This window comes from Agrobacterium sp. 10T429 (assembly GCF_056393925.1).
Genome location: NZ_JBFTGV010000001.1, coordinates 592166 through 612489, shown reverse-complemented (window position 1 = coordinate 612489; position 20324 = coordinate 592166). Strand labels below are relative to the sequence as shown.

The window sequence follows — 20324 nt, the reverse complement described above, 5'->3', positions numbered from 1 at the left end:
CCGCGCGCGGGCGCGGCTTCACGTTAATGTGTAACCACCTTCTAATAATCAGACGACGACGTGAGACCCGAGTTCCACCACGCGGTTGGCCGGAAGGCGGAAGTAGTCCGAGGGATCGGCGGCCGTTTCGGCAAGCGCGATGAACAGTCGGTTCTGCCAGCCGGGCATGCCCGATTTCGGATCCGGCACCAGCTTGCGGCGACCGAGATAAAACGAGGTGGACATGATGTCGAACTTGTAACCCGTGCGCCTGAGGTAACCGAGCGCCTGGGTGACGTTCTGCGTTTCCATGAAGCCGAAATGCAGTTCGACTACGGCAAAACGATCGCTCAGCTTCGTCAGTGTGTAACGATTTTCGGGGCGGACGCGCGGCTGGTCTTCCGTGCGGATCGTCAAAATCACGTTCTTGTCGTGCAGGACGTGGTTGTGCTTGAGATTGTGCAACAATGCAGCGGGTGCGGCATCCGGATCGCCAGTCAGGAAAATCGCTGTGCCGGGCACGCGCACCGGCGCATGGGCGCTTTCCTTTTCCACCGAAGCCACGAAAGCCTTCAGCGGCACATCGCTGCGGCGGGTTTTGGCGAAAAGGATTTTCGAGCCGCGCTGCCAGGTGGTCATGATGATGGTGAAAGCGATTGCCAGCAACACCGGCACATAGCCGCCATCATGTATCTTGAGCAGGTTTGCACCGAGGAAAATCAGTTCCAGCAGCAGAAGCGGCGCCAGCACGCCAATCGCCAGCCAGATGGACCATTGCCAGCGCTTGCGAACGAATTCGAAGAACATCATGCTGGTGACGACCATCGCGCCGGTAACGGAAATGCCGTAGGCGGTGGCCAGTGCATCCGAACTTTTGAAGGTGAGCACCAGTGCGACGACGCCGAACAGCAGGATGGTGTTGACGGCGGGAAGATAGATCTGCCCGGTATTGGTTTCCGAAGTGAAGAGGATTTCCATGCGCGGCAGATAGCCGAGATGGATCGCCTGACGCACGAGCGAGAACGCGCCTGTTATAACCGCCTGGCTGGCGATGATGGTGGCGGCGGTCGCCAGAATGACGGCCGGCAGGATCGCCCATTGCGGGAACATCAGGTAAAACGGATTGGACATCGCCGCCGGGTCCTTGAGAACCAGCGCGCCCTGACCGAGATAATTCAGCGTCAGTGCCGGGAAAACCAGACAGAACCATGCCCACTGTATGGGACGGCGGCCGAAATGGCCGAGATCGGCATAAAGCGCTTCAGCACCGGTGATCGTCAGGAAAACCGCGCCCAGCACGACGATGCCATAAAAGCCTTCATTGGCGAGAAACTCGACCGCATGCCAAGGGTTGAAGGCATAGAGAATGCCGAAATCATCGGCGATGTGAATGAGGCCGGCTAAACCCATGACCAGGAACCAGACGGCGGTGATCGGTCCGAAGAATTTCGCCACAGTTCCCGTACCGTGCGATTGGATCGCGAAGAGGCCGATGAGAATGCAGACGGAGATCGGAATGATAAAATCGTCCATGGCCGGAGTGACGAGCTTCAGCCCCTCCACCGCCGAAAGCACTGATAGCGCCGGCGTGATCATGGCATCGCCCAGGAACAGGGCTGCGCCGATGAGGCCGAGCACGATGAGAACGCTGCGGTGAGTGCCCGCCGTCTTCATCAACAGCGCCAGAAGCGAGAGTGTGCCGCCCTCGCCGTCATTGTCGGCGCGCAGCAGGAGCGTGATGTATTTGAACGTTACGATGATCGTCAGAGACCAGATCATCAGGGATGTCAGGCCGATGACTTCTTCTCTCGTCACGCCATCATAGGCGATCGGCTTTAGCGCTTCGCGGAAGGCATAGAGCGGGCTGGTGCCGATATCGCCGTAGACGACGCCGATAGAACCAAGGATCGCGGCATAAAGCCCCTTGTTCTGATGCTTGTCATCCGAATCCGGCTTCTCGGTAAAGTCCTTGTCTGCGATTTGAGACATGATGATCCTGGCTCCTTAGAGCCAGCCCTTCCAACGGAAAAAGAGAAACGGGATGATTGCCGACATCAGCATGACGACGAGCGCGAGTGGATAGCCAAACGTCCAGTTCAACTCCGGCATGAGCTGAAAGTTCATTCCGTAAACCGACGCCACCAGAGTGGGCGGCAGGAACACGACCGACGCGATCGAGAAGATCTTGATGATGCCGTTCTGCTCGATGTTGATGATGCCGAGAGAAGCGTCCAGCAGGAATGTCAGATTGCCCGAAACGAAGGAGGCATGTTCGCTCAACGACTGGATATCCCGACCGATCGATTTGCTCTGTTCCCTCGCTTCCTTGTCCTGCTGGACCTGCGCACTTGTGGACAGGAAAGTCTGCAGGCGTGCAAGGGAAGCAAGGCTGTCGCGAACCTTGGAGATCAGCCGGTGATAGGCGGCAATGTTCGTCAGTCGGTCTTCCAGATAACGCGGTGCCTTGCGCTTGCTGCGCGCCTGGCTGCCGAGAAGATCGGCGGCGAGATTGTCGATGCCTGCCACCGAGTTTTCGAGAATTTCTGCCGTGCGATCGACGATGGTTTCCAGCAGTTTCAGCAACAGCGCGGTGCCGCTGCGCATCTCGTGCGGCACGCGGGTAATGGCGGCGGTGAAGAGGTGGAATGATTTCGGCTCGGCATAACGGATCGTCACAAGGCGCTTGCCGGCAAGAATAAAGGCGACATCTGTCAGGCGCGGACCGTCGGAATCTGCCTTCCAAACCAGAGAGGCGGTCATGAAGACGTTGCCATCTTCCATGTAAAGGCGGCTGGAAGGTTCGATATCCTTCAAATCCTCGCGGGTGGGCAGCTCAAGCCCCAGCAGTTTTTCAACATACTGCTCTTCCGTCCTCGTCGGATTGATAAGGTCGATCCAGACGATATCGTCGGGAATCTGTTCACGGCCGTCGTCTGGCGACAGGCTGATCGCCTCGCAGTTGGCGCGATAGGCTTTTATCAATCCGTTTCTCCGGTCCGCATCGCTGGCTTCAGCCGCAATGCTGCTTAACATATCCTGTTCAAGGTCGGCAAACCTTTGGACGACACTTCAGGGAACACCGGAACGAGCGGGATTTTCACATCCCGCCGGACTGACGGACCAAGAACCAAACGGCGCAGGGCTATGCTCCCAAAGCGAGACCCAATCAAGCAATATTTTCTCGCGACAGCATTGCAGGCGATGCATCTCTGGCGTTCAAATGCATCGGCCTTTCCCGAAGCCACCAGTTAACATATTGTTTTTAAAATATATCCAGGCAGGACAACCGTCCGGCCTTTTTTCTTCCTTAACCGGTACGTTATTCGAAAACGATTTTCGGGGCGGCTTTTCTTTCGCCCGCACCGATGCGGGCCCAGACTTTTTCCGCAATATCGCGGTAGATGGCGGCCTGCGGACCATCTGGCTCGGCGGCAACGACCGGCGTTCCGGCATCAGACATTTCACGGATGGAAATGGTGAGCGGCACTTCGCCGAGGAACGGCACGCCAATCCGCTCAGCCTCTGCCTTTGCACCGCCATGGCCGAAAATATCATAACGCGCGCCGGTATCCGGTGCGATGAAGTAGCTCATATTCTCGACGACGCCGAGCAGCGGCACTTCCACCTTGCGGAACATGGTGATGCCCTTGCGCGCGTCGATCAGCGCCAGATCCTGCGGCGTGGAGACGATGACGGCGCCGGCGAGCGGCACCTGCTGGGCGATGGTGAGTTGCGCGTCGCCGGTGCCAGGCGGCATGTCGAGCACCAGCACATCGAGTTCACCCCAGGCGACTTCACGCAACATCTGCATCAATGCGGACTGAACCATCGGCCCGCGCCAGATCATCGCCGCTTCCTCATCCACCAGAAATCCCATGGACATGACCTTCAGTCCGTAATTTTCCATGGGAATGATGATGCGGTCTTCCTGCTGCTGCGGGCGTCCTGAAATCTTCAGCAGTCGTGGCAGCGAGGGGCCGTAAATGTCGGCGTCGAGCATGCCAACCTTGAGGCCCAGCGACTGTAGGCCCAGCGCCAGGTTGACGGCGGTCGTGGACTTGCCGACCCCGCCCTTGCCCGAGGCAACGGCGATGATCGCGCCGACGCCGGGAACGCCGACCTTCGACGAGCCTGGCTGCGCGGGCGGGCGGCCGGTTGCAGCCGCAGGGCGCGCCGGTGCCGGCGCCGGGCGCGCCGGTGCGGGTTGTTGTGTGCCGGGTTTGCGATCCGCTGTCAGCGCGACGACGGCACCGGCGATACCCGGAACGCCCTTGGCGGCCTGTTCAGCCGAAAGCCTCAACGGCTCCATGTCGGCTGCCCTGTCGGCCGGGACGGTAATAGAGAAATAGGCTTTCGCGTCGGCGATGAAGATTTCCGAGACCATGCCAAGCGCCACAATGCTTTTGCCGCTGCCCGGATAGATGACTGCCTCCAAAGCCTTTTCGACCTGGTGCTTGCTGACCTCTGCCATATGTTTACTCCGCTACATCATCCCGCCGGATATGGGCTGCATTCCGCGCCATCCATAGACAAACGCGGCCCGTTCGCCAATGCCAAACCGCAAACAGCGGATCATCGCGACGGTTTATTCGCAGACTTCAGATTTCGTCGTCCATATCAAGCGTTTCCGGATCGAAAACCCGACCATCGAAAAAACAGTCGGGGCCGAGGACAAGACCCGAGCGTGACGCCCCGACATGGACCGGCTCCCGCAACGTGCCTTCCAGCTTCAGGTTCGCACCCGGCACCGGCACGAAAAGCGGCTTCATCGCCTTGCGGAAGATATCCGGCCGATAGGCATTGCGCGCGGCCTCCACCACGGCCGCATCGAACCGGCGATCGGGGGGAACCTCGCCCCAGCGCAACATCTGGCTGAAGAACCACAGCGCCTGGCTTTGCCAGGGGAAATTGGCGGCCTTGGCGCTTGTTACGAAAAACTCCTGAAAACGCTGCATGTCCCTTTGCGAAGTGGAAATATAACCCGTCAGCGCCGGAAGCAGGAATTCGCCGTTCTCGTCAATATAATGGGGGGCGGCAAGAATGCCGGTAAGTTCCTCAATATTGGCGGAGTTGGCGCACCATTCGCCGGCGCGATAAAGCGAACGCAGCAAGCCTTCCAGCACAGTGGCGTTCTCTTCCGCCCAGGGCCGCTTCACGGCCAGTATCTTTTCAGGCGCATTGTGCCAGATCAGCGCTCCCGTGGTGACGATCCGCCCGCCGCCACCCAGCACCACAGCGCTGCCCGCCGGTTCGGCGGTACAGAGCGCATCGACCTTGCCGCTTTCCAAAAGTGCCGGCATAGCCTTCGGCAGGGCTTCAACGATTTCCATGTCGCGGCCGAGCAGCACGCCGCAGCTTCCGAGCAGATAACGCAGCACATAAAACGGCGTGGACACGATATCCTCGATCGCAAAGACCGGCGGTTTTTCATCCGCCGCCCGGCGCGCGGAACAGACACGGGCCATCGCCCGCCCGAACGCGGCCGGGTCCGGCAGCTTCATGCCCTCCCGGTAAAGCTCGTCGAAAAATCCGTGCGAAACGGTCGTTGCCGATCCGCCGAGGGAAAGAGTGAAGACGCCGACAATATCGGCCGGCAGGTCATCGAGGCCAACCGCGGAACCGACGGGAACCGCGGCGGGCAAATGGGCGATCTGAACCTCGTCCTCGCCAAGTGCTGCAAGCACGGCGCGCGCGGATTGTTTTCGGATGAGTTCCAGTTCGACGCCTTCGTCGGCAGCAAAGCCTTTTTCGGCAGCGGCTATCAGTACGGCGCAATCGACAGTCGGAGAAAACCCCGCTTTTATCCTATGCCGTTCCGGCAAACGATTTCTCCTTCCCGGTGATTCGAAAGAAGGATCGCCCAGGAACCCATTTATCACAATGATAAATTTGCGGTTTCGCTATTTAATCAGACCGACCCGGAGCGCCTTTGCGACGGCTTGGGTGCGGTTGACAGTATCGAGTTTTTTCGTCGCACGGTTCAGGTAGTGATTGATGGTATGTTCCGAGAGCATCATGATTTCAGCGATCTCGGCGCTGGTCTTGCCGGCGGCCGTCCAGTTCAGACAATCTATCTCGCGCTCGTTCAATGTCTCGGGAACCCGCAGGTCAAGGCGGCGGATTTCAGATAGCCGGGCAAAGATGTGGCTGGAAATGTAAAAAAGTTCCGCCAGCTGGCTGGTGGGCAAACTCGTTTTGTTACCGGAAAAGGACACCGCTCCCCGCATCGTGGTGATGTCGTGAACGGGAAACCACACCGAATTGATCATATCGAACCGCTCAAAAAGTCCGATGACCGGTTTCTTCGGCGCGTTTTCGTCGCCGCTGACCAGAAAATCCAGGGAGACGGAAAAGGGTGTGGTCGATTTCTTCAACTGCGCCATAACCCGGCTTCTCTGCAGCATGCCCTCTTCATCATAACGCTGCAAAAGCTCGGCCGGCCAGCTGGTGATGATGGTGCATTGCGACAATTCGCTCGCCATTTCGGCCGACAGGTCAAGCACCATGAAGGCCTTGAATCCCCAGGCTTCCGTCAGCCGTTTCAAAAACCGGAATATATCAAATTGCGTGTTGAGACCGGCGATCTCGCGAACGCAATCAACACCAATCGACTGAACGGCGGCCGTCTCTGTTTTCTGCATGAAGCGGTTCTTCAAAAAAGAGAAAATACCGCCGCAAAGGCCTGCCTTCGTGCGGAAATTGCGCGGATGTTACTCGCCAAAATGATTCATGCAAACAAAAGTTGAAACTTAATTCCGAATAATCGAAAATAAGATTTCACTTACACGCATCGGCGCGCGATCTGCCGTTTTTGAAGCGGAAACCAACAGCTTCACGCATCCATTTTTCTCAACCATTCGCAACCGGAGATAATCTGCAGGCAAGTTCCGCCGAAATTTGATCGGCCGTTTCGCGCACCAGAGGACCCCATTTCCGCAGTTGCTCCACATCCACGCGATAGGCTGGGCCGGTGACGGAAATCGCCGCGAGAAAATTGCGCCCCGGCGCCCATACCGGCGCGGCAACGCAGTGAATGCCGATCTCATGCTCCTGAAGGTCGAAACCGTAGCCATTGTTGCGAATGGCGGCCACATCCTGCGCCAGCATTTGCGGGGTTACGATCGTATTTTGCGTGAAGCGGTGGAAGTCCAGCTCTGCGGCAAGTGCAGCGAGATCGTCAAGGGAAAGCATTGACAGCGCGGCCTTGCCCACCCCTGTGCAATAGGCGGGGGATGTCTTGCCCACCTGCGAATGCATGCGCAAAGTATGCTTGCCCTCCATCTTGTCCAGATAGGTGACTTGCCCGCCGTTCAGAACGGCAAGATGCACGGATTCCTGCGTCGCCTCCTGCAATGCCGCCAGATGCGGCGCGGCAATGCTGCGCAGATCATTGCTGCTCCAGGCCTTGGCAGCCAATTGCAGCAGCCTCAGACCCACGACATAGGTCTGGTCGGCGACATGATCGACCAGACCTTCGGCCACAAGATGGGCGAGCTGGCGGTGCACCGTGCCGCGCGGCTGGCCGCAAGCCTCGACAACGTCGGTGAAGCGCATCGGTTTTTCGGCAAGGGCGATAAGCTCCAGAAGCGAGACGGCCTTACCAAGCGTGCCGGTTACGCTTTCCTTTTTTCGCTCCAAGGCAGGAACCACCTCATGCTCGCTGTCATTTGGGTTTTTGTGATCGGGCATGGCAACATCCACCGTCATCTGTCTTGACATAAGCCTGCGGCCAAGAGAATAATTCCACTTAGTAAAATCTAGTTCCAAATAATGGAACAATCAAGCCCCTCACTGGACGAGACGATGCCGATGATGCAAGCCCATTTCCCTGACCTCAAGGACGCGGGCGTGCTCGTCACCGGCGGCGGCTCCGGCATCGGGGCATCGCTGGTGGAGGCCTTTGCGGCGCAGGGCGCAAGGGTCGCGTTCATCGACATCGCCGAAGAGCCGAGTGTGGCGCTCGTTGCGCGGCTTGCTCATGCCGCACGCCATCCGGTCCATTTCTTCAAGACCGACCTGCGCGATATTGCGGCGACCCGGCAGAGCGTGGAGGCGGCAGCAGCTGCAACCGGCGGCATCAAGGTGCTCGTCAACAATGCCGCATGGGACGACCGCCACGACATCGATACCGTCACAGAAGCCTATTGGGATGCCAATCAGGCCGTCAATCTCAAGCAGATGTTCTTCACGGTTCAGGCCGCCTTGCCACATCTACGGCAGGCGCGAGACGCAGCCATCATCAATTTCTCCTCGATTTCGTTTTTGCTGAACATGGGCGAGCTTCCTTCTTATGCGGCAGCCAAGGCCGGCATCATCGGCCTGACGAAAAGCCTCGCCGGACGGTTGGGGCCGGAAAATATCCGCGTCAACACGTTGCTGCCGGGCATGATCGTGACGGAACGGCAGAAAGAATTGTGGCTGACGGACGACGACGTCACCTCGACCACGGCACGGCAATGTCTCAAGCGCACGCTTGTCGCCGCCGATCTGGTGGGTCCGTGCCTGTTTCTCGCATCATCGGCATCGAGCGCGATCACCGCGCAATCCATAATCGTAGACGGAGGCCTGTTATAATGTCTGAACCCGCTTTTATCGCCGTCGACTGGGGCACGACCAGTTTCCGGCTCTGGCTGCTCAGCCGGTCCGGCGCGGTGCTGGCTGAGCGCAGAAGTGCTGAAGGCATGACGACGGCCATGCGGACCGGCTTTACAGAGGTGCTGCAATCGCATCTCGATGCCATCGGCGCACCGGAAAAACTGCCTGTTCTTATCTGCGGCATGGCGGGTGCGCGGCAGGGCTGGGTGGAGGCCGGTTATATCGACGTGCCTGCATCGCTTTCAGCGGTTCTCGATGGTGCGGTGCGCGTGCCGGGTCAGGAGCGGGATGTCCGCATTCTGCCGGGGTTGGCGCAGCGGGACAAAAACGCACCTGATGTGATGCGTGGCGAAGAAACGCAATTGCTCGGTGCACTCAGCTCCGCCGGTGGCGGCAGGAAGCTGGTCTGCATGCCCGGCACCCATTCCAAATGGGTAATGGTGGATGGCAGCGATGTGACGGGCTTTGCCACCTTCATGACCGGTGAGCTGTTCGAGGTCATCTCGAAACAGACCATCCTTTCCCATGCGGTGGCGGAAGCCGAAGCCTTTACCGGCGAGCACGAGGTATTCAGGGCGGCCGTGCGCGACGTCTATGCCAATCCGCAGCTCGCCACCAACCGTCTGTTCACCCTGCGCTCCGGACAATTGCTGCACGGCCTCACCGCGACAGACGCCAAGGCCAAGCTTTCCGGCATCATGATCGGACTGGAAATCGCCGGTGCGCATTCCTCCGTACGGCGGGACACGCCGGTGGTGCTGATCGGCTCCGGCGCGCTCGGTGCGCTTTACGAGGGTGCATTCGCAGCCCTTGAGATTCAATATACTGTCATCGACGCAGACGAGGCCGTTCGGCGCGGGTTGTTAGCCGCCGCAAATGCCATCTGGTCATAGATTATTCAGTGGAGCGGAATTCCAGGCGAAAACCGCTCACGCTTTTCGCCATCCCGCTCAAGGACGAAAGACCCAACATGCGTATCCCCTTCCCCGCCATGAAATATCCGCTGATCGCCATCCTGCGCGGCCTTAAACCCGAGGAAACCAAAGGCGTCGTCGGCGCGCTGATCGAGACCGGCTTCCGCGCCATCGAAATCCCGCTCAATTCCCCCGATCCGTTCCGCTCGATCGAGATCGCCGCGAAGATGGCGCCCGCCGATTGCCTGATCGGCGCCGGCACCGTGCTCACCACGGAAGACGTGGATGCGCTGGACGCCGCCGGTGGCAAGCTGATGGTCAGCCCCAACGCCGATGCCGACGTCATCACCGCCGCGCGCGTCAAGGGCATGGTGACGATGCCGGGCGTTCTGACTCCGACCGAGGCTTTGGTTGCCGCAAAGGCCGGAGCAACCGGGCTGAAGTTCTTTCCCGCCAGCATCATCGGCCCGTCCGGCATCAATGCGATCAGGACGATCCTGCCGAAGGATCTGGTCATTGCCGCCGTTGGTGGCGTCTCGGACAAGAATTTCGCCGACTATACCAACGCCGGCATCCTCGCTTTCGGGCTTGGCACCAGTCTCTACAAGCCCGGCATGACGGCCGCGGAGGTGCGCGAGCGCGCCATCGTCACACTTTCGGCCTATGATGCAGCAATTGGAGGATAAAAGCATGGCGACCGTTTTTCCCTTTGCCGGACGTGTTCTTGACGAAACGCCGATGACGCTTGGCGAAGGCCCGACTTTCGACCCGGCGACCGGCACGGCCTGGTGGTTCAATATCATCGGGCGCGAACTGCATGAATTGCATCTCGCTTCCGGCCGCAAAACGGTGCACGCCCTGCCCTTCATGGGCAGCGCACTGGCGAAAATCAGCGACCACAAGCAATTGATCGCCTCCGATGACGGCCTTTTCCTTCGCGATACGGCAACCGGCGTGTTGACGCTGCATGCGGAGCTTGAAAAGGACATGCCCGACAACCGCTCGAATGACGGGCGTATGCATCCCTCGGGCGCGCTGTGGATCGGCACCATGGGCCGCAAGGCGCAAATCGGCGCGGGCAGCATCTACCACGTTGCCAGGGGAACCGTGACCAAGCTGTTTGCCGATGTCAGCATTCCAAATTCGATCTGCTTTTCGCCCGATGGCGCGACCGGATATTACGTCGACACCAAGGTCAACGAGCTGATGAAGGTGCCGCTCGATGCCGAGACGGGACTTCCCACCGGCAAGGCAGAGGTGTTCATTGACACCGCCGGCATCGATGGTGGCGTCGACGGATCGGTCTGCGATGCGGAAGGGCATATCTGGAACGCCCGATGGGGGATGGGTGCGGTCGATCGTTACGATGCCGACGGCAACCACATCGAACGCTATCTGGTGCCGGCGGGACAGACCACCTGCCCGGCCTTCATCGGCTCCGATGCGTCGCGCCTTCTCATCACATCCGCCCGCGAAAATCTTGACGACGACGCCATTGCCGCCAATCCGCAGCACGGAAAGACATTCGAGCTCGGGATTGAGGTGAAGGGCAGGTTCGAGCCGCTCTACCGGTTGTGAAGCGCGGCGCGTGCCGCCTTCTCATTCCTGTGCTCGTCACATGGATGAGGTTGGGGAGGTCCCTACAGCCTTATGTGCAAGGCCACTCCATTTCTCAGGGAATATCCGACAGGATCTCGCGATAGTTTTCGTGAAGGTAACGCTGCGTGGCGGCGGCATCGGCGGGGCGGCCGTAAAAATAGCCCTGCCCCATAGCGCAGCCGAGCGCGCGCAGTTTTTCTTCTTCCGCCTGCTCCTCGATACCCTCCGCGACGACCTCGAGATCAAGCCCTTCGCACATGGCGACGATGGCCTTGATGATATGTTCCGAAGGACGGTCGCTGCTGATGCGGGAGACAAAGGCGCGGTCTATCTTGACCTTGTCGAAGGTAAAGTCGCGCAGACGGCCAAGGCTCGACTGGCCGGTGCCGAAATCGTCGAGAGAGATACGAACACCCGCACCCTGCAATTCGCTGATGATGCGCTGCGCGGTATCGGCGGAAGTCATGACAGCGGTTTCGGTGATTTCAAGCTCCAGCCGGTGCGGATCAAGGCCGACACGCGACAGGATGGACAGAATATTATCCGCTGTGCCGGGGTCCATCAATTGCGCGGACGACAGGTTGAAGGACAGGAAAAGCTCTCGCGGCCAGAACAGCGCCGCTTCCGCCGCCTTCCTCAACAGCGCCTCCGACAGCGCGTCGATGAAACCGCGTTCTTCGGCCAACGGCACGAAAACGGCGGGCGACACGAAACCGAGATCGGGGTCGTTCCAGCGGGCGAGTGCCTCGAAACCGATGACCTTCGCTTCTTCCAGCCTGACGATGGGCTGGAAATGCACGTCGATCGCATCGGTGATGATGGCGTTACGCAACGCCTGTTCCAGCTGGGTGGCGCGCTTCATTTCCTGCGCAATCTCGCGCGAATAGACCGTTATCTGGCCACGGCCACGGCGCTTGGAGCGGTAAAGCGCAGTCTCGGCGCTTTTCAGCAAATCCTCGAAATCATCGCCGGCGAAGGGATAGATGGCAAAACCGAAGGAGGAGGAAAGCCGGACGTTGCGGTCGCCGAGATCGTAAGGCGCAGAAAGCACGTCCTTGATCATGTTGCCGATGCGCTCTGCGCCGGTGCGTTCGAATACCAGCGGCAGCACGAAGGCGAACTCGTCGCCATCATGGCGCGTCACGGCGGCGCCATCGGGAATGCAAGCCTTCAGCCGATGCGCGACCTGGCACAAAATCTCGTCGCCCGCCTGCACGCCGAAAAGATCGTTGATGGGTTTGAAGCCGTCAATATTCGCAATGCCGACGGTGAAGGGCGCGGGATCGCTGGAACGCTCGCTGGCGAGCATGCGGATCTTGTCCCGCAAACGGTAACGATTGCCAAGCCCCGTCAGCGGATCGCTGTAAGCCATCGCCTGCAGCTCGTTCTGGCTGACGTGCAACGCCTGCGGCTCTGCCCGTTTCATTCCTGCATCTCGTGAATCCCGTGTCGACCGCGATCACAATGCAGGGCAAGTATTAAAAAAGCCATAGAACCGCGCACCGAAAATGCGGCGGCGTCTCCGCAATGCCAGCGGCTCGAACACAAAAAGCTGAAATGGAGGAGCTTCAGGCTTGCAGCCGCAGGGCATCCTTGCCGAAAAGGCGCAGGAAAACGGCATCGACCATATCGGGACTGACGGGTTTCAGCAGCATGTCTTCCATGCCCGCCGCCAGGCATTTGTCGAGATCGCCCTCGAAAGCGTGGGTGATGACGCCGACGATGGGAATGCGCTCGTCGCCGGCCAGTGCACGCATACGGCGGGCGACCTCAAAACCGTCGATATCGCCAAGCGTGGTGTCGAGCAGGACGACGGACGGCGCCTGTTCCGCAAAAAGACGCAACGCCTCCTCACCCGACGTGGCAAGCCGCCAGGACAGCCCCAATCCCTCAAGGATTTGTGAGAAGACGATCTGGTTGACCCTGTTGTCCTCAACGAGAAGTATCTCGCAGACGCCGCCGGTCTTGAGGAATTTGGGCAGGTCCTCGGTCATGATCTCCCAGTCCTCGTCGGAGGACTTTTCCTTCGGAGACGATTTGAGGCCGACGGCGAGATAATGCAGCAGCGAAGCGTCGATCTCCTCTTCCTCGATGGTGACGACCGGCAGGTCATGCGCAGCCGCGATATCGAGGCATGTGACGCTCATCTGGGCGTCGACGACGACGACATCGATGCCGACGCCTGCGGAAGCGGCGATATCGATGAAACTACGCTGTTCTTCCTCGCTCCTCACCACGGCATGATCCATGCCGCTCGCGGCCAGCCGGTGGCAGGCGGCTTCGGCAAAGCGCCCGTTTCCGGAAACCACCAGCACTGCCTTGCTTTTCAGCAGACCGCCTGCGGAATCGCGATCTTCATCCTTGCCATAGGTGGAGGCGACGAAATCGACATGTTCGAGCGAGGGGATGACGGGCATGCCGTTCGCGTCGATGGTGGCGAGCGCGGTCACGTCCTCCATCGTCGTGACCAGAAAATGCCGGCCAGGCCGACCCACCCGCTGCTTGCGGGTAATCGTCAGCACCTCTTCACCATTCGCGCGCCTCACCCTTTCGGGAAGGATGCTCGGCGTGCCGCTGTCCAGCACCATGCGATCGGCAGCGTCGATCCGGCCTGCGACCTGGCGCGAATGCAGATCGAAAACCGTGCGGCCGAGAATGCTCTCTGCACTGGTCTCGACCATGGTGCAGGCGGCTTTATTTACGGCGACATAGGCGAGGTTCCGGTCCTTGACGAGGACCGGAAACGGCAGATTGTCGAGAATGTCTTCGATCAGCTGAACGCGTTCGAGGTCGATGCGCCACTGTTCTTCTCTTTTCTTCTGTTCGGAAATATCGGCAACGACGCTGATGCCCAGCCCGGAAGGCAGGCGATTCATGACGAAGCGCAGGAAGCGCTCCCCCTTCAGCCGCTCGGTTTTTTCAGACCTTTCCTTCCAGTGCAGCGCCAGCCGCTCGCCAATCCATTCCTCGCGTCCCAGCTGCCGGGCATTGGCGGACAGGCTTTCCGCTTCCAGAAGATAACAATCGTAAAGCGCGCTCAGATAGTCGCGCAGCCGCGCGCCCGGCCCGATAACGGCCTCTTGCAGTGGAAAAAAACTCAAAAGCTTCCGGCTTGCGAAAACGATGTGATCGTTCCGGTCGTAAACGACGATCGCCGCGCCAAGCGCGTCGCAAAGGGCATCAAGCATCACCGTATGAACGCCCGCGCCGGAGGACGCCAAATCACTCAACTGCAAACTCCCACCTGTTTTCAGGGTCAGGCTTATGTTTCTATTGGAATCGTCCGAGGCAAATGCCGGGATGAAACGGTAAATTCCGCAAAAGAGACATCAGGGTTCGCTACTTGAAGCAGTCTTGAGGGGAAGATGACGTTCACCCATATACGACGTCACACCACCCGGCGAAGGGGGGCCTCGTTCCTGCAGTCATTTCAAGCCGCCTCACCATATGCAAGGCCGATTAAAGGCGGATTAACGCTTAACCTGACGTTGAACGGAAATGATCAAACGCCGGGCAGGCCGCAAAACATGTGCAAACTTTCACGACTTGAGTTTTTTGCTTTCGAAGCCGTGACGAATCCGCGAAAATGATGATCATGGCCATCAAGCAGCTTTCAGAAACCCTCATCAACCAGATCGCCGCCGGCGAGGTCATCGAAAGACCCTCCAGCGCCACGAAGGAGCTGGTGGAAAACGCCATCGACGCGGGCGCAACGCGCATCGAGATCGCCACGGCGGGCGGTGGCAAGGGACTGGTGCGCATCACCGATAACGGCTCCGGCATGTCGCCTGCCGATCTGGAGCTTGCGGTCCGACGCCATTGCACCTCGAAAATATCCACCACGCTTGACGATATCCGCACGCTTGGCTTTCGCGGCGAGGCCCTGCCCTCCATCGGCTCGGTTGCCAAGCTTTCCATCACCAGCCGGCAACACGGCGCAGAACAGGGTTCGGTGATCTCCGTCACCGGCGGCAAAGTCTCCGAGGTCCGGCCCGCCGCCGCCAATGCCGGCACCATCGTCGAGGTGCGCGACCTGTTTTTCGCGACGCCCGCACGGCTGAAATTCCTGAAGACGGAGCGAGCGGAGGCAGCCGCCATTACCGAAGTCGTTAAACGGATGGCAATTGCCTTTCCGCATATCCGCTTCGTGCTGTCAGGCACCGACCGCTCCACACTTGAAATCCCCTCCACCGGCGACGATCACCTTGCCCGCATGGCGCAGATTCTCGGTGCCGAGTTCAAGGACAACGCCATCGAAATCGATGCCGGGCGCGAGGATGTAACGCTCTCCGGTTTTGCCGGCGTGCCGACCTTCAACCGCGGCAACTCGGCGCATCAATATGTTTTCGTCAACGGTCGCCCGGTGCAGGACAAATTGCTGTTGTCCGCCATTCGCGGTGCCTATGCCGAAACCGTACCGCACGGGCGATATCCGGTCGCAGTGCTGTCCCTGACGCTCGATCCCGCCTTTGTCGACGTGAACGTGCATCCGGCGAAATCAGATGTGCGCTTTCGCGATCCCGGCCTCGTTCGCGGACTGATCGTCGGTGCGATCCGCCAGGCGCTGACCCGCGACGGTGACAGGGCGGCGACGACTGGTGCCAGCCAGATGATGAACGCCTTTCGCCCCGGCTACAGCCCGTCCAATCTCCGACCGTCTGCCGCTGCGACATGGTCCGCCGCGGCCTCGCCTTCCCGACCGCTTGCCGTTTCCGGGAACATGCAATTTGCCGAGGCCGTGCAATCGCGCTTTTCCGACATCACCATGCCGACCGCGCGGGCAGAACCCCGCGAGGTTTACGAGGCCTCTGCAAGCCCGTCGCTGGAACCGTCACAATATCCGCTCGGCGCCGCGCGGGCGCAGTTGCACCAGAACTACATCGTCGCGCAGACGGAAGACGGCCTCGTCATCGTCGACCAGCATGCGGCGCATGAACGGCTCGTGTTTGAGGAAATGCGCAATGCGCTGCATTCCAGACGCCCGCCTTCACAGGTGCTGCTCATTCCTGAGATCATCGACCTTCCCGAAGAGGATTGCGACAGGCTGATGGACCATGCGGCTGGTTTCGATGCGCTGGGACTGGTCATCGAGCGTTTTGGGCCGGGGGCGGTCGCGGTTCGCGAAACGCCGGCGATGCTTGGCGAGGTCAACGTGCAGGGGCTGGTGCGGCAGCTTGCCGACGAGATCGCTGAATGGGACGCTGCCTCGACGCTTGCCAACAAGCTGGAATATGTCGCCGCCACCATGGCTTGCCACGGCTCGGTGCGTTCAGGGCGGCGCATGCGGCCGGAGGAGATGAACGCGCTTTTAAGGCAGATGGAAAACACGCCGGGTTCAGGACAGTGCAATCACGGTCGTCCGACCTATATTGAGCTAAAACTTTCCGATATAGAACGTCTCTTCGGCCGAAGCTGAGCCTTAACCCCGCGGGCAGCAGGCAGGGCTGGCCTTGGGCGTAGCTCAGCGATATAAATTCAAGGGACTGGAGCATCCGGATTGTTCAGGAGAACGCTACGCCGTTTCGGGCTGGATGCACTGACAGGACATAGCAGGAGACGAAAACGGATGAACAGATTTGAGGGAGGCGGAAACCGCATCGCCGTCATCGAATATCTCGACGGTGACTTCCGGATCGTGCAGACTGGCTCGCATGTCATATGCGCCATCACCGGCAAGACCATTCCGGTCGACGAGCTGCGCTACTGGAGCGTCGCCCGGCAGGAAGCCTATGTGGATGCCAGCGCCTCACTGGAGGCAGAGCGCAAGGCTGGTAATTTGCCCGCCTGATCAGGCGCGGAAGCACGCCCGAAATGGCCGCGTGTGCGAATTCTTCTTTTCGCGCTGAGGGCTGCTCAATTCCTGTGACAAGCACAGGAATGAGGGGGTGAGTGCCCGGCGGCTTGCGTTCCGAGATGCTCTAAATTGACGTCCGCGCATTTTCCCGCAGCAAACGGGCGCGGCAATTCCGCACCGCCGTCTCGATAATCGTTGTGGCCGCATTGGGATCGTCGAACACCATGTCGACCTCGATCACCAGGCTGTTCCACAGCAATTCTTCCGCACGGCCATGGTGCCCGTTAAGACGCACGGCGTCCTTGGCCGTTGTCACCAGCTGCAAGTTTTCCTTATCCGCGTCCTGCAGAAGATCGGCGATCTCGTCATCGCTGAAATGGTGATGGTCAGGAAAGGAGCGCTGCAGCACGATTTCGCCACCAAGCCCCTCGACAGTTCGGAAAAACTTGGCGGGATCGGCGATGCCAGCATAGGCCAGCACGCGCCTTCCCCTGAAATCCTGCGGTTCCTGCGGCTTTATCGCCGCGACGAAAACCGGTTTGGCGGCCTTTGCCGCGGTTCTGACCAGCGGATCGGCCGCATGGCCGTTACCGACCTTCAAGAGTCCGGTCATATGCCGCATCTGTTCGGCAAGCGGCGCCCGGACCGGGCCGCCCGGCACAAGATGGCCGTTGCCGATGCCACGCACCGTATCGATAACGACCAACGCATAATCCAGCGTCAGGCGTGCGCTCTGGAAGCCATCATCCATGATGATGAGATCCACGCCCTCCTTCACCAGCCGATGTGCACCTTCCACCCGCTTGCGGGAGATGACCGTCACCGCCTCGCGGGCAAGCAGCAGGGGTTCATCGCCGACATCAGCGGAGCGGTGCTGCGCGGGATCGACGAGGGTGGTGACATCAAGTGTGCCGCCATAACCACGGCTCAGGAAGCCGGGTTTCAGGCCCTTTGCGTTGGCGGCTCGGGCGATTGCCATTGCGGTCGGCGTCTTTCCGGCACCACCAACGGTGAAGTTGCCGATGCAGATGACCGGAACGGGAACGCTCGCCCGTTTTGCCGTGCGCATCCGCCGGCCGGCAATATTGCCGTAGAGAAGGGAAAACGGTGATAACAGCCAGGCTTGCCAGCCTGCTTTCTGCCACCAGAAAGGCGGCGCTTCAGAAACCATATATGCCTGCTCCCGGCCGCATCACCCACGGCATTGCGCTTAAATTCGATAAGTCACATGGGTATTTGCCAGAAAAAACCCTGAATTGCAAAACCCGGCTATACATGCGCAGCTTGTCTCTTCCCATCTTGTGCGACAAGTGGCGCGCACTGCGGGGACATGACCTAAACAACGCGTTCCGGAAGCAGGGTTTCCAGCGCGGTAATATCATCGAAACAATAATGGGCGTCGGCGCCAAGGCTTTCGCGCGAGCCGGTTCCGGTGAGAACGGCAATGCGCAATCCTGCGCCGGCATTTCTCGCCATGTGCAGATCATGATTATTGTCGCCGACCACTGCCACGCGCGCAGGCGCAAGACCAATCGCGTCGCAGAAACCGAGAACCATGCCGGGTTGCGGCTTCGTGCCGTAACCGCTGTCATAACCCGCGACGAAATCGACATCGCTTTCGAAACCGAAACGGATCGCCGTCTGGCGGATGGATTTTTCGTTGTCGCTGGAGGCGATGCCAAGCTTGTAGCCGCGTGCCTTGAGCCTTGCGAAAAATGCCTTGAGATCGGTCACCGGCACGGATTTATCCGCTGCTTCAGTGAATAGCCGGTCGAGCCGCGCAGTCAACTCCACGACATCGCAAGGCGAACCGGCGGCGACGAGACCGGCAGCTATCTCCGCCGTATTGCCGGCAGCCAAAAGACTGTCGGGCACCACATGCCCGGTAACCGGATCCATGCCGCAGGCGGCGAGAAGCTGGTCCGCAAGAACGGGATCGCCCTTGGCCGCAATCGCCGCAAGTTCGCGGTTCACCGGCCCCCAGCTTGCGTCATAACCCAACAGCGTACCGTCCTTGTCGAAAAGGACTGCGGCAATCGATTTGGTCGCATCAATCTCCATATCCGCTACCATGAACCGATGGCACTCCGCGGTTGCAGCTTGGCGGTGACTGTGAGCGGGTTGATGTAGGGCTCCAGCGCCTTGACGGTGGCGGAAAGCGCGCCGCGCATGTCCTGAATGACCCGGTTGCCGGCATCGATCATCTTGTAGCGTTCATTGTCGTTGACCAGGAGGTAATGCACCGCCTTGGCCAGCATCTCGACATCGCGGACGATGCGCCCGCCGCCGGCGCGGATCAGCTTCTGATAGGCCTCGCGGAAATTCTGTACATGCGCGCCTGACAGTACGGCGCAGCCCAGCATTGCCGGCTCCAGCGGGTTCTGCCCACCCTCGGCCGTCAGCGAACGGCCGACGAAGGCAAGTTCGGTGAGCCTGAGGTAAAGCCCCATTTCGCCAATGGAATCCCCGAGGAAGATATCGGTTTCCGGCGTGATCACGTCGTTGCGACTTCTGCGCGCCACGGTCAACCCCATGCCCTTCAGCATGGCTTCCACGTCGTCGCCGCGCTCGGGGTGGCGCGGCACGATGATGGTCAATTGACCGTTGCGCGACTTGATCGCCGCATGCACGGTGGCTGCTGCCTTCTCTTCACCGTCGAAGGTGGAGATCGCCGCCCATGTCTTGCGGGTGCCGATCTGCCTGCGATAGTGCTCGAGCAGAGCTTCGTCGCAAGGCGGCGGATCCGTATCGCCCTTGAGGTTGCCGGATATCACCACCGGCCAGGAGCCGAGATCACGGAAGCGTTCGGCATCGACATCGGATTGCGCAACCACCAGCGCCAGCTTGGAAAACAGCGATTCCGCAATGTCGTGCCGGTTGTTCCAGCGGTCGAAGGAACGGTCTGAGAGCCGCGCATTGACCCGGATCTGCGGAATGTGCCGGCGCTCCAGCTCCATCATCGTCACCGGCCAGATTTCCGATTCAGCGGTGATGGCGGCATCCGGTGCCCAGTAGGCGAGGAAACGGTTGACCGCGATCTTGATGTCGAGCGGCACATATTGGTGGATCACATCATCGCCAAGCCGGGTACGGGTCAGCTCGGCCGAGGTGACGGTGCCGGTGGTCAGAAGCACGAAGATATCGCGCTTGCGTATTTCGCGGATCAGCGGAATGAGGGCGAGCGTTTCGCCGACACTTGCGGCATGGAACCAGACGAGCGGGCCACGGGGGCGCTCCGCGCTGGCGTAACCGAAACGTTCTAGACGGCGGCGCTTGTCTTCCTTGCCCTTTGCGGCCCGATAGGAAAGATAAGGCCGTGCAAACGGATAAGCGGCGATACCGGCAATCCTGTAACCGGAAAGAGCGAAACGTGCGATACGGCTGCTCATGACATTCTGCCCTTGATCATTCCGCGCAATGCCCTGCCCCTGTTCTTTGTTGTT

The 20324-nt window shown here is 59.8% G+C and carries 17 protein-coding genes; 6 read left to right on the top strand and 11 right to left on the bottom strand.

Annotation, left to right across the window (positions count from 1 at the left end):
• Positions 1–48 precede the first annotated feature (48 nt).
• From AC1DCP_RS02930 to AC1DCP_RS02905, 6 genes are all read right to left on the bottom strand, one after another.
• Positions 49–1968 (bottom strand): potassium transporter Kup, encoded by a 1920-nt coding sequence (locus AC1DCP_RS02930; protein ID WP_003511693.1) that lies wholly within the window; start codon positions 1966–1968, stop codon positions 49–51.
• A gap of 15 nt (positions 1969–1983) precedes the next feature.
• Positions 1984–2961 carry a magnesium/cobalt transporter CorA gene (gene corA / locus AC1DCP_RS02925; RefSeq protein WP_065661583.1) on the bottom strand — a complete coding sequence of 326 codons (978 nt, stop codon included), beginning with the start codon at positions 2959–2961 and terminating at the stop codon, positions 1984–1986.
• 337 nt (positions 2962–3298) lie between these two features.
• Positions 3299–4450: an Mrp/NBP35 family ATP-binding protein gene (locus tag AC1DCP_RS02920; RefSeq protein ID WP_065688044.1), complete on the bottom strand. Its 1152-nt coding sequence runs from the start codon at positions 4448–4450 to the stop codon at positions 3299–3301.
• A gap of 127 nt (positions 4451–4577) precedes the next feature.
• Positions 4578–5801 (bottom strand): CmpA/NrtA family ABC transporter substrate-binding protein, encoded by a 1224-nt coding sequence (locus AC1DCP_RS02915; protein ID WP_065688043.1) that lies wholly within the window; start codon positions 5799–5801, stop codon positions 4578–4580.
• A 78-nt stretch (positions 5802–5879) separates the two neighbouring features.
• Positions 5880–6620, bottom strand: a complete 741-nt coding sequence (locus AC1DCP_RS02910) for a helix-turn-helix transcriptional regulator (RefSeq protein WP_019564223.1) — start codon at positions 6618–6620, stop codon at positions 5880–5882.
• Between the two features lie 208 nt (positions 6621–6828).
• Positions 6829–7698, bottom strand: a complete 870-nt coding sequence (locus AC1DCP_RS02905; protein ID WP_065661318.1) for an IclR family transcriptional regulator — start codon at positions 7696–7698, stop codon at positions 6829–6831.
• 84 nt (positions 7699–7782) lie between these two features.
• On the opposite strand from AC1DCP_RS02905, the gene AC1DCP_RS02900 reads away from it, so the two are divergent.
• The 4 genes from AC1DCP_RS02900 to AC1DCP_RS02885 all read left to right on the top strand — a co-directional run bounded on the left by AC1DCP_RS02900 (position 7783) and on the right by AC1DCP_RS02885 (position 11066).
• Entirely contained in the window at positions 7783–8553 is a 771-nt protein-coding gene (locus AC1DCP_RS02900) for an SDR family NAD(P)-dependent oxidoreductase (RefSeq protein ID WP_111798830.1), read from the top strand.
• Complete coding sequence (locus AC1DCP_RS02895; RefSeq protein WP_065688041.1) at positions 8553–9467, top strand: 2-dehydro-3-deoxygalactonokinase; 915 nt, start codon at positions 8553–8555, stop codon at positions 9465–9467. Before AC1DCP_RS02900 ends, AC1DCP_RS02895 begins: the two co-directional genes overlap by 1 nt.
• 77 nt (positions 9468–9544) lie before the next feature.
• Entirely contained in the window at positions 9545–10174 is a 630-nt protein-coding gene (locus AC1DCP_RS02890; protein ID WP_065688289.1) for a 2-dehydro-3-deoxy-6-phosphogalactonate aldolase, read from the top strand.
• 4 nt (positions 10175–10178) lie between these two features.
• Complete coding sequence (locus AC1DCP_RS02885) at positions 10179–11066, top strand: SMP-30/gluconolactonase/LRE family protein (protein WP_065688040.1); 888 nt, start codon at positions 10179–10181, stop codon at positions 11064–11066.
• Between the two features lie 94 nt (positions 11067–11160).
• Here AC1DCP_RS02885 and AC1DCP_RS02880 read toward each other — a convergent pair whose 3' ends face one another.
• Positions 11161–12513, bottom strand: a complete 1353-nt coding sequence (locus AC1DCP_RS02880) for a putative bifunctional diguanylate cyclase/phosphodiesterase (RefSeq protein WP_003519050.1) — start codon at positions 12511–12513, stop codon at positions 11161–11163.
• A 142-nt stretch (positions 12514–12655) separates the two neighbouring features.
• A complete protein-coding gene (locus AC1DCP_RS02875; protein ID WP_065688288.1) occupies positions 12656–14275 on the bottom strand; it encodes a response regulator in 1620 nt (539 codons plus the stop codon).
• 407 nt (positions 14276–14682) lie between these two features.
• Here AC1DCP_RS02875 and mutL point away from each other — a divergent pair, with 407 nt between their 5' ends.
• Together mutL and AC1DCP_RS02865 are read left to right on the top strand one after the other, a co-directional pair.
• Positions 14683–16503 (top strand): DNA mismatch repair endonuclease MutL, encoded by a 1821-nt coding sequence (gene mutL, locus AC1DCP_RS02870; protein WP_041694517.1) that lies wholly within the window; start codon positions 14683–14685, stop codon positions 16501–16503.
• A 150-nt stretch (positions 16504–16653) separates the two neighbouring features.
• Positions 16654–16875, top strand: a complete 222-nt coding sequence (locus AC1DCP_RS02865) for a DUF2093 domain-containing protein (RefSeq protein ID WP_003519053.1) — start codon at positions 16654–16656, stop codon at positions 16873–16875.
• A gap of 130 nt (positions 16876–17005) precedes the next feature.
• Here AC1DCP_RS02865 and lpxK read toward each other — a convergent pair whose 3' ends face one another.
• From lpxK to waaA, 3 genes are all read right to left on the bottom strand, one after another.
• A complete protein-coding gene (gene lpxK / locus AC1DCP_RS02860; RefSeq protein WP_065688039.1) occupies positions 17006–18052 on the bottom strand; it encodes a tetraacyldisaccharide 4'-kinase in 1047 nt (348 codons plus the stop codon).
• A gap of 164 nt (positions 18053–18216) precedes the next feature.
• Positions 18217–18954 carry an HAD family hydrolase gene (locus AC1DCP_RS02855; RefSeq protein ID WP_065688038.1) on the bottom strand — a complete coding sequence of 246 codons (738 nt, stop codon included), beginning with the start codon at positions 18952–18954 and terminating at the stop codon, positions 18217–18219.
• Positions 18948–20270, bottom strand: a complete 1323-nt coding sequence (gene waaA / locus AC1DCP_RS02850; protein ID WP_004432170.1) for a lipid IV(A) 3-deoxy-D-manno-octulosonic acid transferase — start codon at positions 20268–20270, stop codon at positions 18948–18950. The genes AC1DCP_RS02855 and waaA overlap by 7 nt, the downstream gene beginning before the upstream one ends.
• Positions 20271–20324 lie beyond the last annotated feature (54 nt).

Coding starts and splice junctions, on each gene's coding strand:
- AC1DCP_RS02880 (WP_003519050.1), bottom strand. CDS start 12,513: ATGAAACGGGCAGAGCCGCAGGCGTTGCACGTCAGCCAGAACGAGCTG.
- lpxK (WP_065688039.1), bottom strand. CDS start 18,052: ATGGTTTCTGAAGCGCCGCCTTTCTGGTGGCAGAAAGCAGGCTGGCAA.
- AC1DCP_RS02865 (WP_003519053.1), top strand. CDS start 16,654: ATGAACAGATTTGAGGGAGGCGGAAACCGCATCGCCGTCATCGAATAT.
- AC1DCP_RS02905 (WP_065661318.1), bottom strand. CDS start 7,698: ATGTCAAGACAGATGACGGTGGATGTTGCCATGCCCGATCACAAAAAC.
- AC1DCP_RS02910 (WP_019564223.1), bottom strand. CDS start 6,620: ATGCAGAAAACAGAGACGGCCGCCGTTCAGTCGATTGGTGTTGATTGC.
- AC1DCP_RS02895 (WP_065688041.1), top strand. CDS start 8,553: ATGTCTGAACCCGCTTTTATCGCCGTCGACTGGGGCACGACCAGTTTC.
- AC1DCP_RS02875 (WP_065688288.1), bottom strand. CDS start 14,275: ATGCTTGATGCCCTTTGCGACGCGCTTGGCGCGGCGATCGTCGTTTAC.
- mutL (WP_041694517.1), top strand. CDS start 14,683: ATGGCCATCAAGCAGCTTTCAGAAACCCTCATCAACCAGATCGCCGCC.
- AC1DCP_RS02930 (WP_003511693.1), bottom strand. CDS start 1,968: ATGTCTCAAATCGCAGACAAGGACTTTACCGAGAAGCCGGATTCGGAT.
- AC1DCP_RS02900 (WP_111798830.1), top strand. CDS start 7,783: ATGCCGATGATGCAAGCCCATTTCCCTGACCTCAAGGACGCGGGCGTG.
- AC1DCP_RS02920 (WP_065688044.1), bottom strand. CDS start 4,450: ATGGCAGAGGTCAGCAAGCACCAGGTCGAAAAGGCTTTGGAGGCAGTC.
- AC1DCP_RS02885 (WP_065688040.1), top strand. CDS start 10,179: ATGGCGACCGTTTTTCCCTTTGCCGGACGTGTTCTTGACGAAACGCCG.
- AC1DCP_RS02890 (WP_065688289.1), top strand. CDS start 9,545: ATGCGTATCCCCTTCCCCGCCATGAAATATCCGCTGATCGCCATCCTG.
- waaA (WP_004432170.1), bottom strand. CDS start 20,270: ATGAGCAGCCGTATCGCACGTTTCGCTCTTTCCGGTTACAGGATTGCC.
- AC1DCP_RS02855 (WP_065688038.1), bottom strand. CDS start 18,954: ATGGTAGCGGATATGGAGATTGATGCGACCAAATCGATTGCCGCAGTC.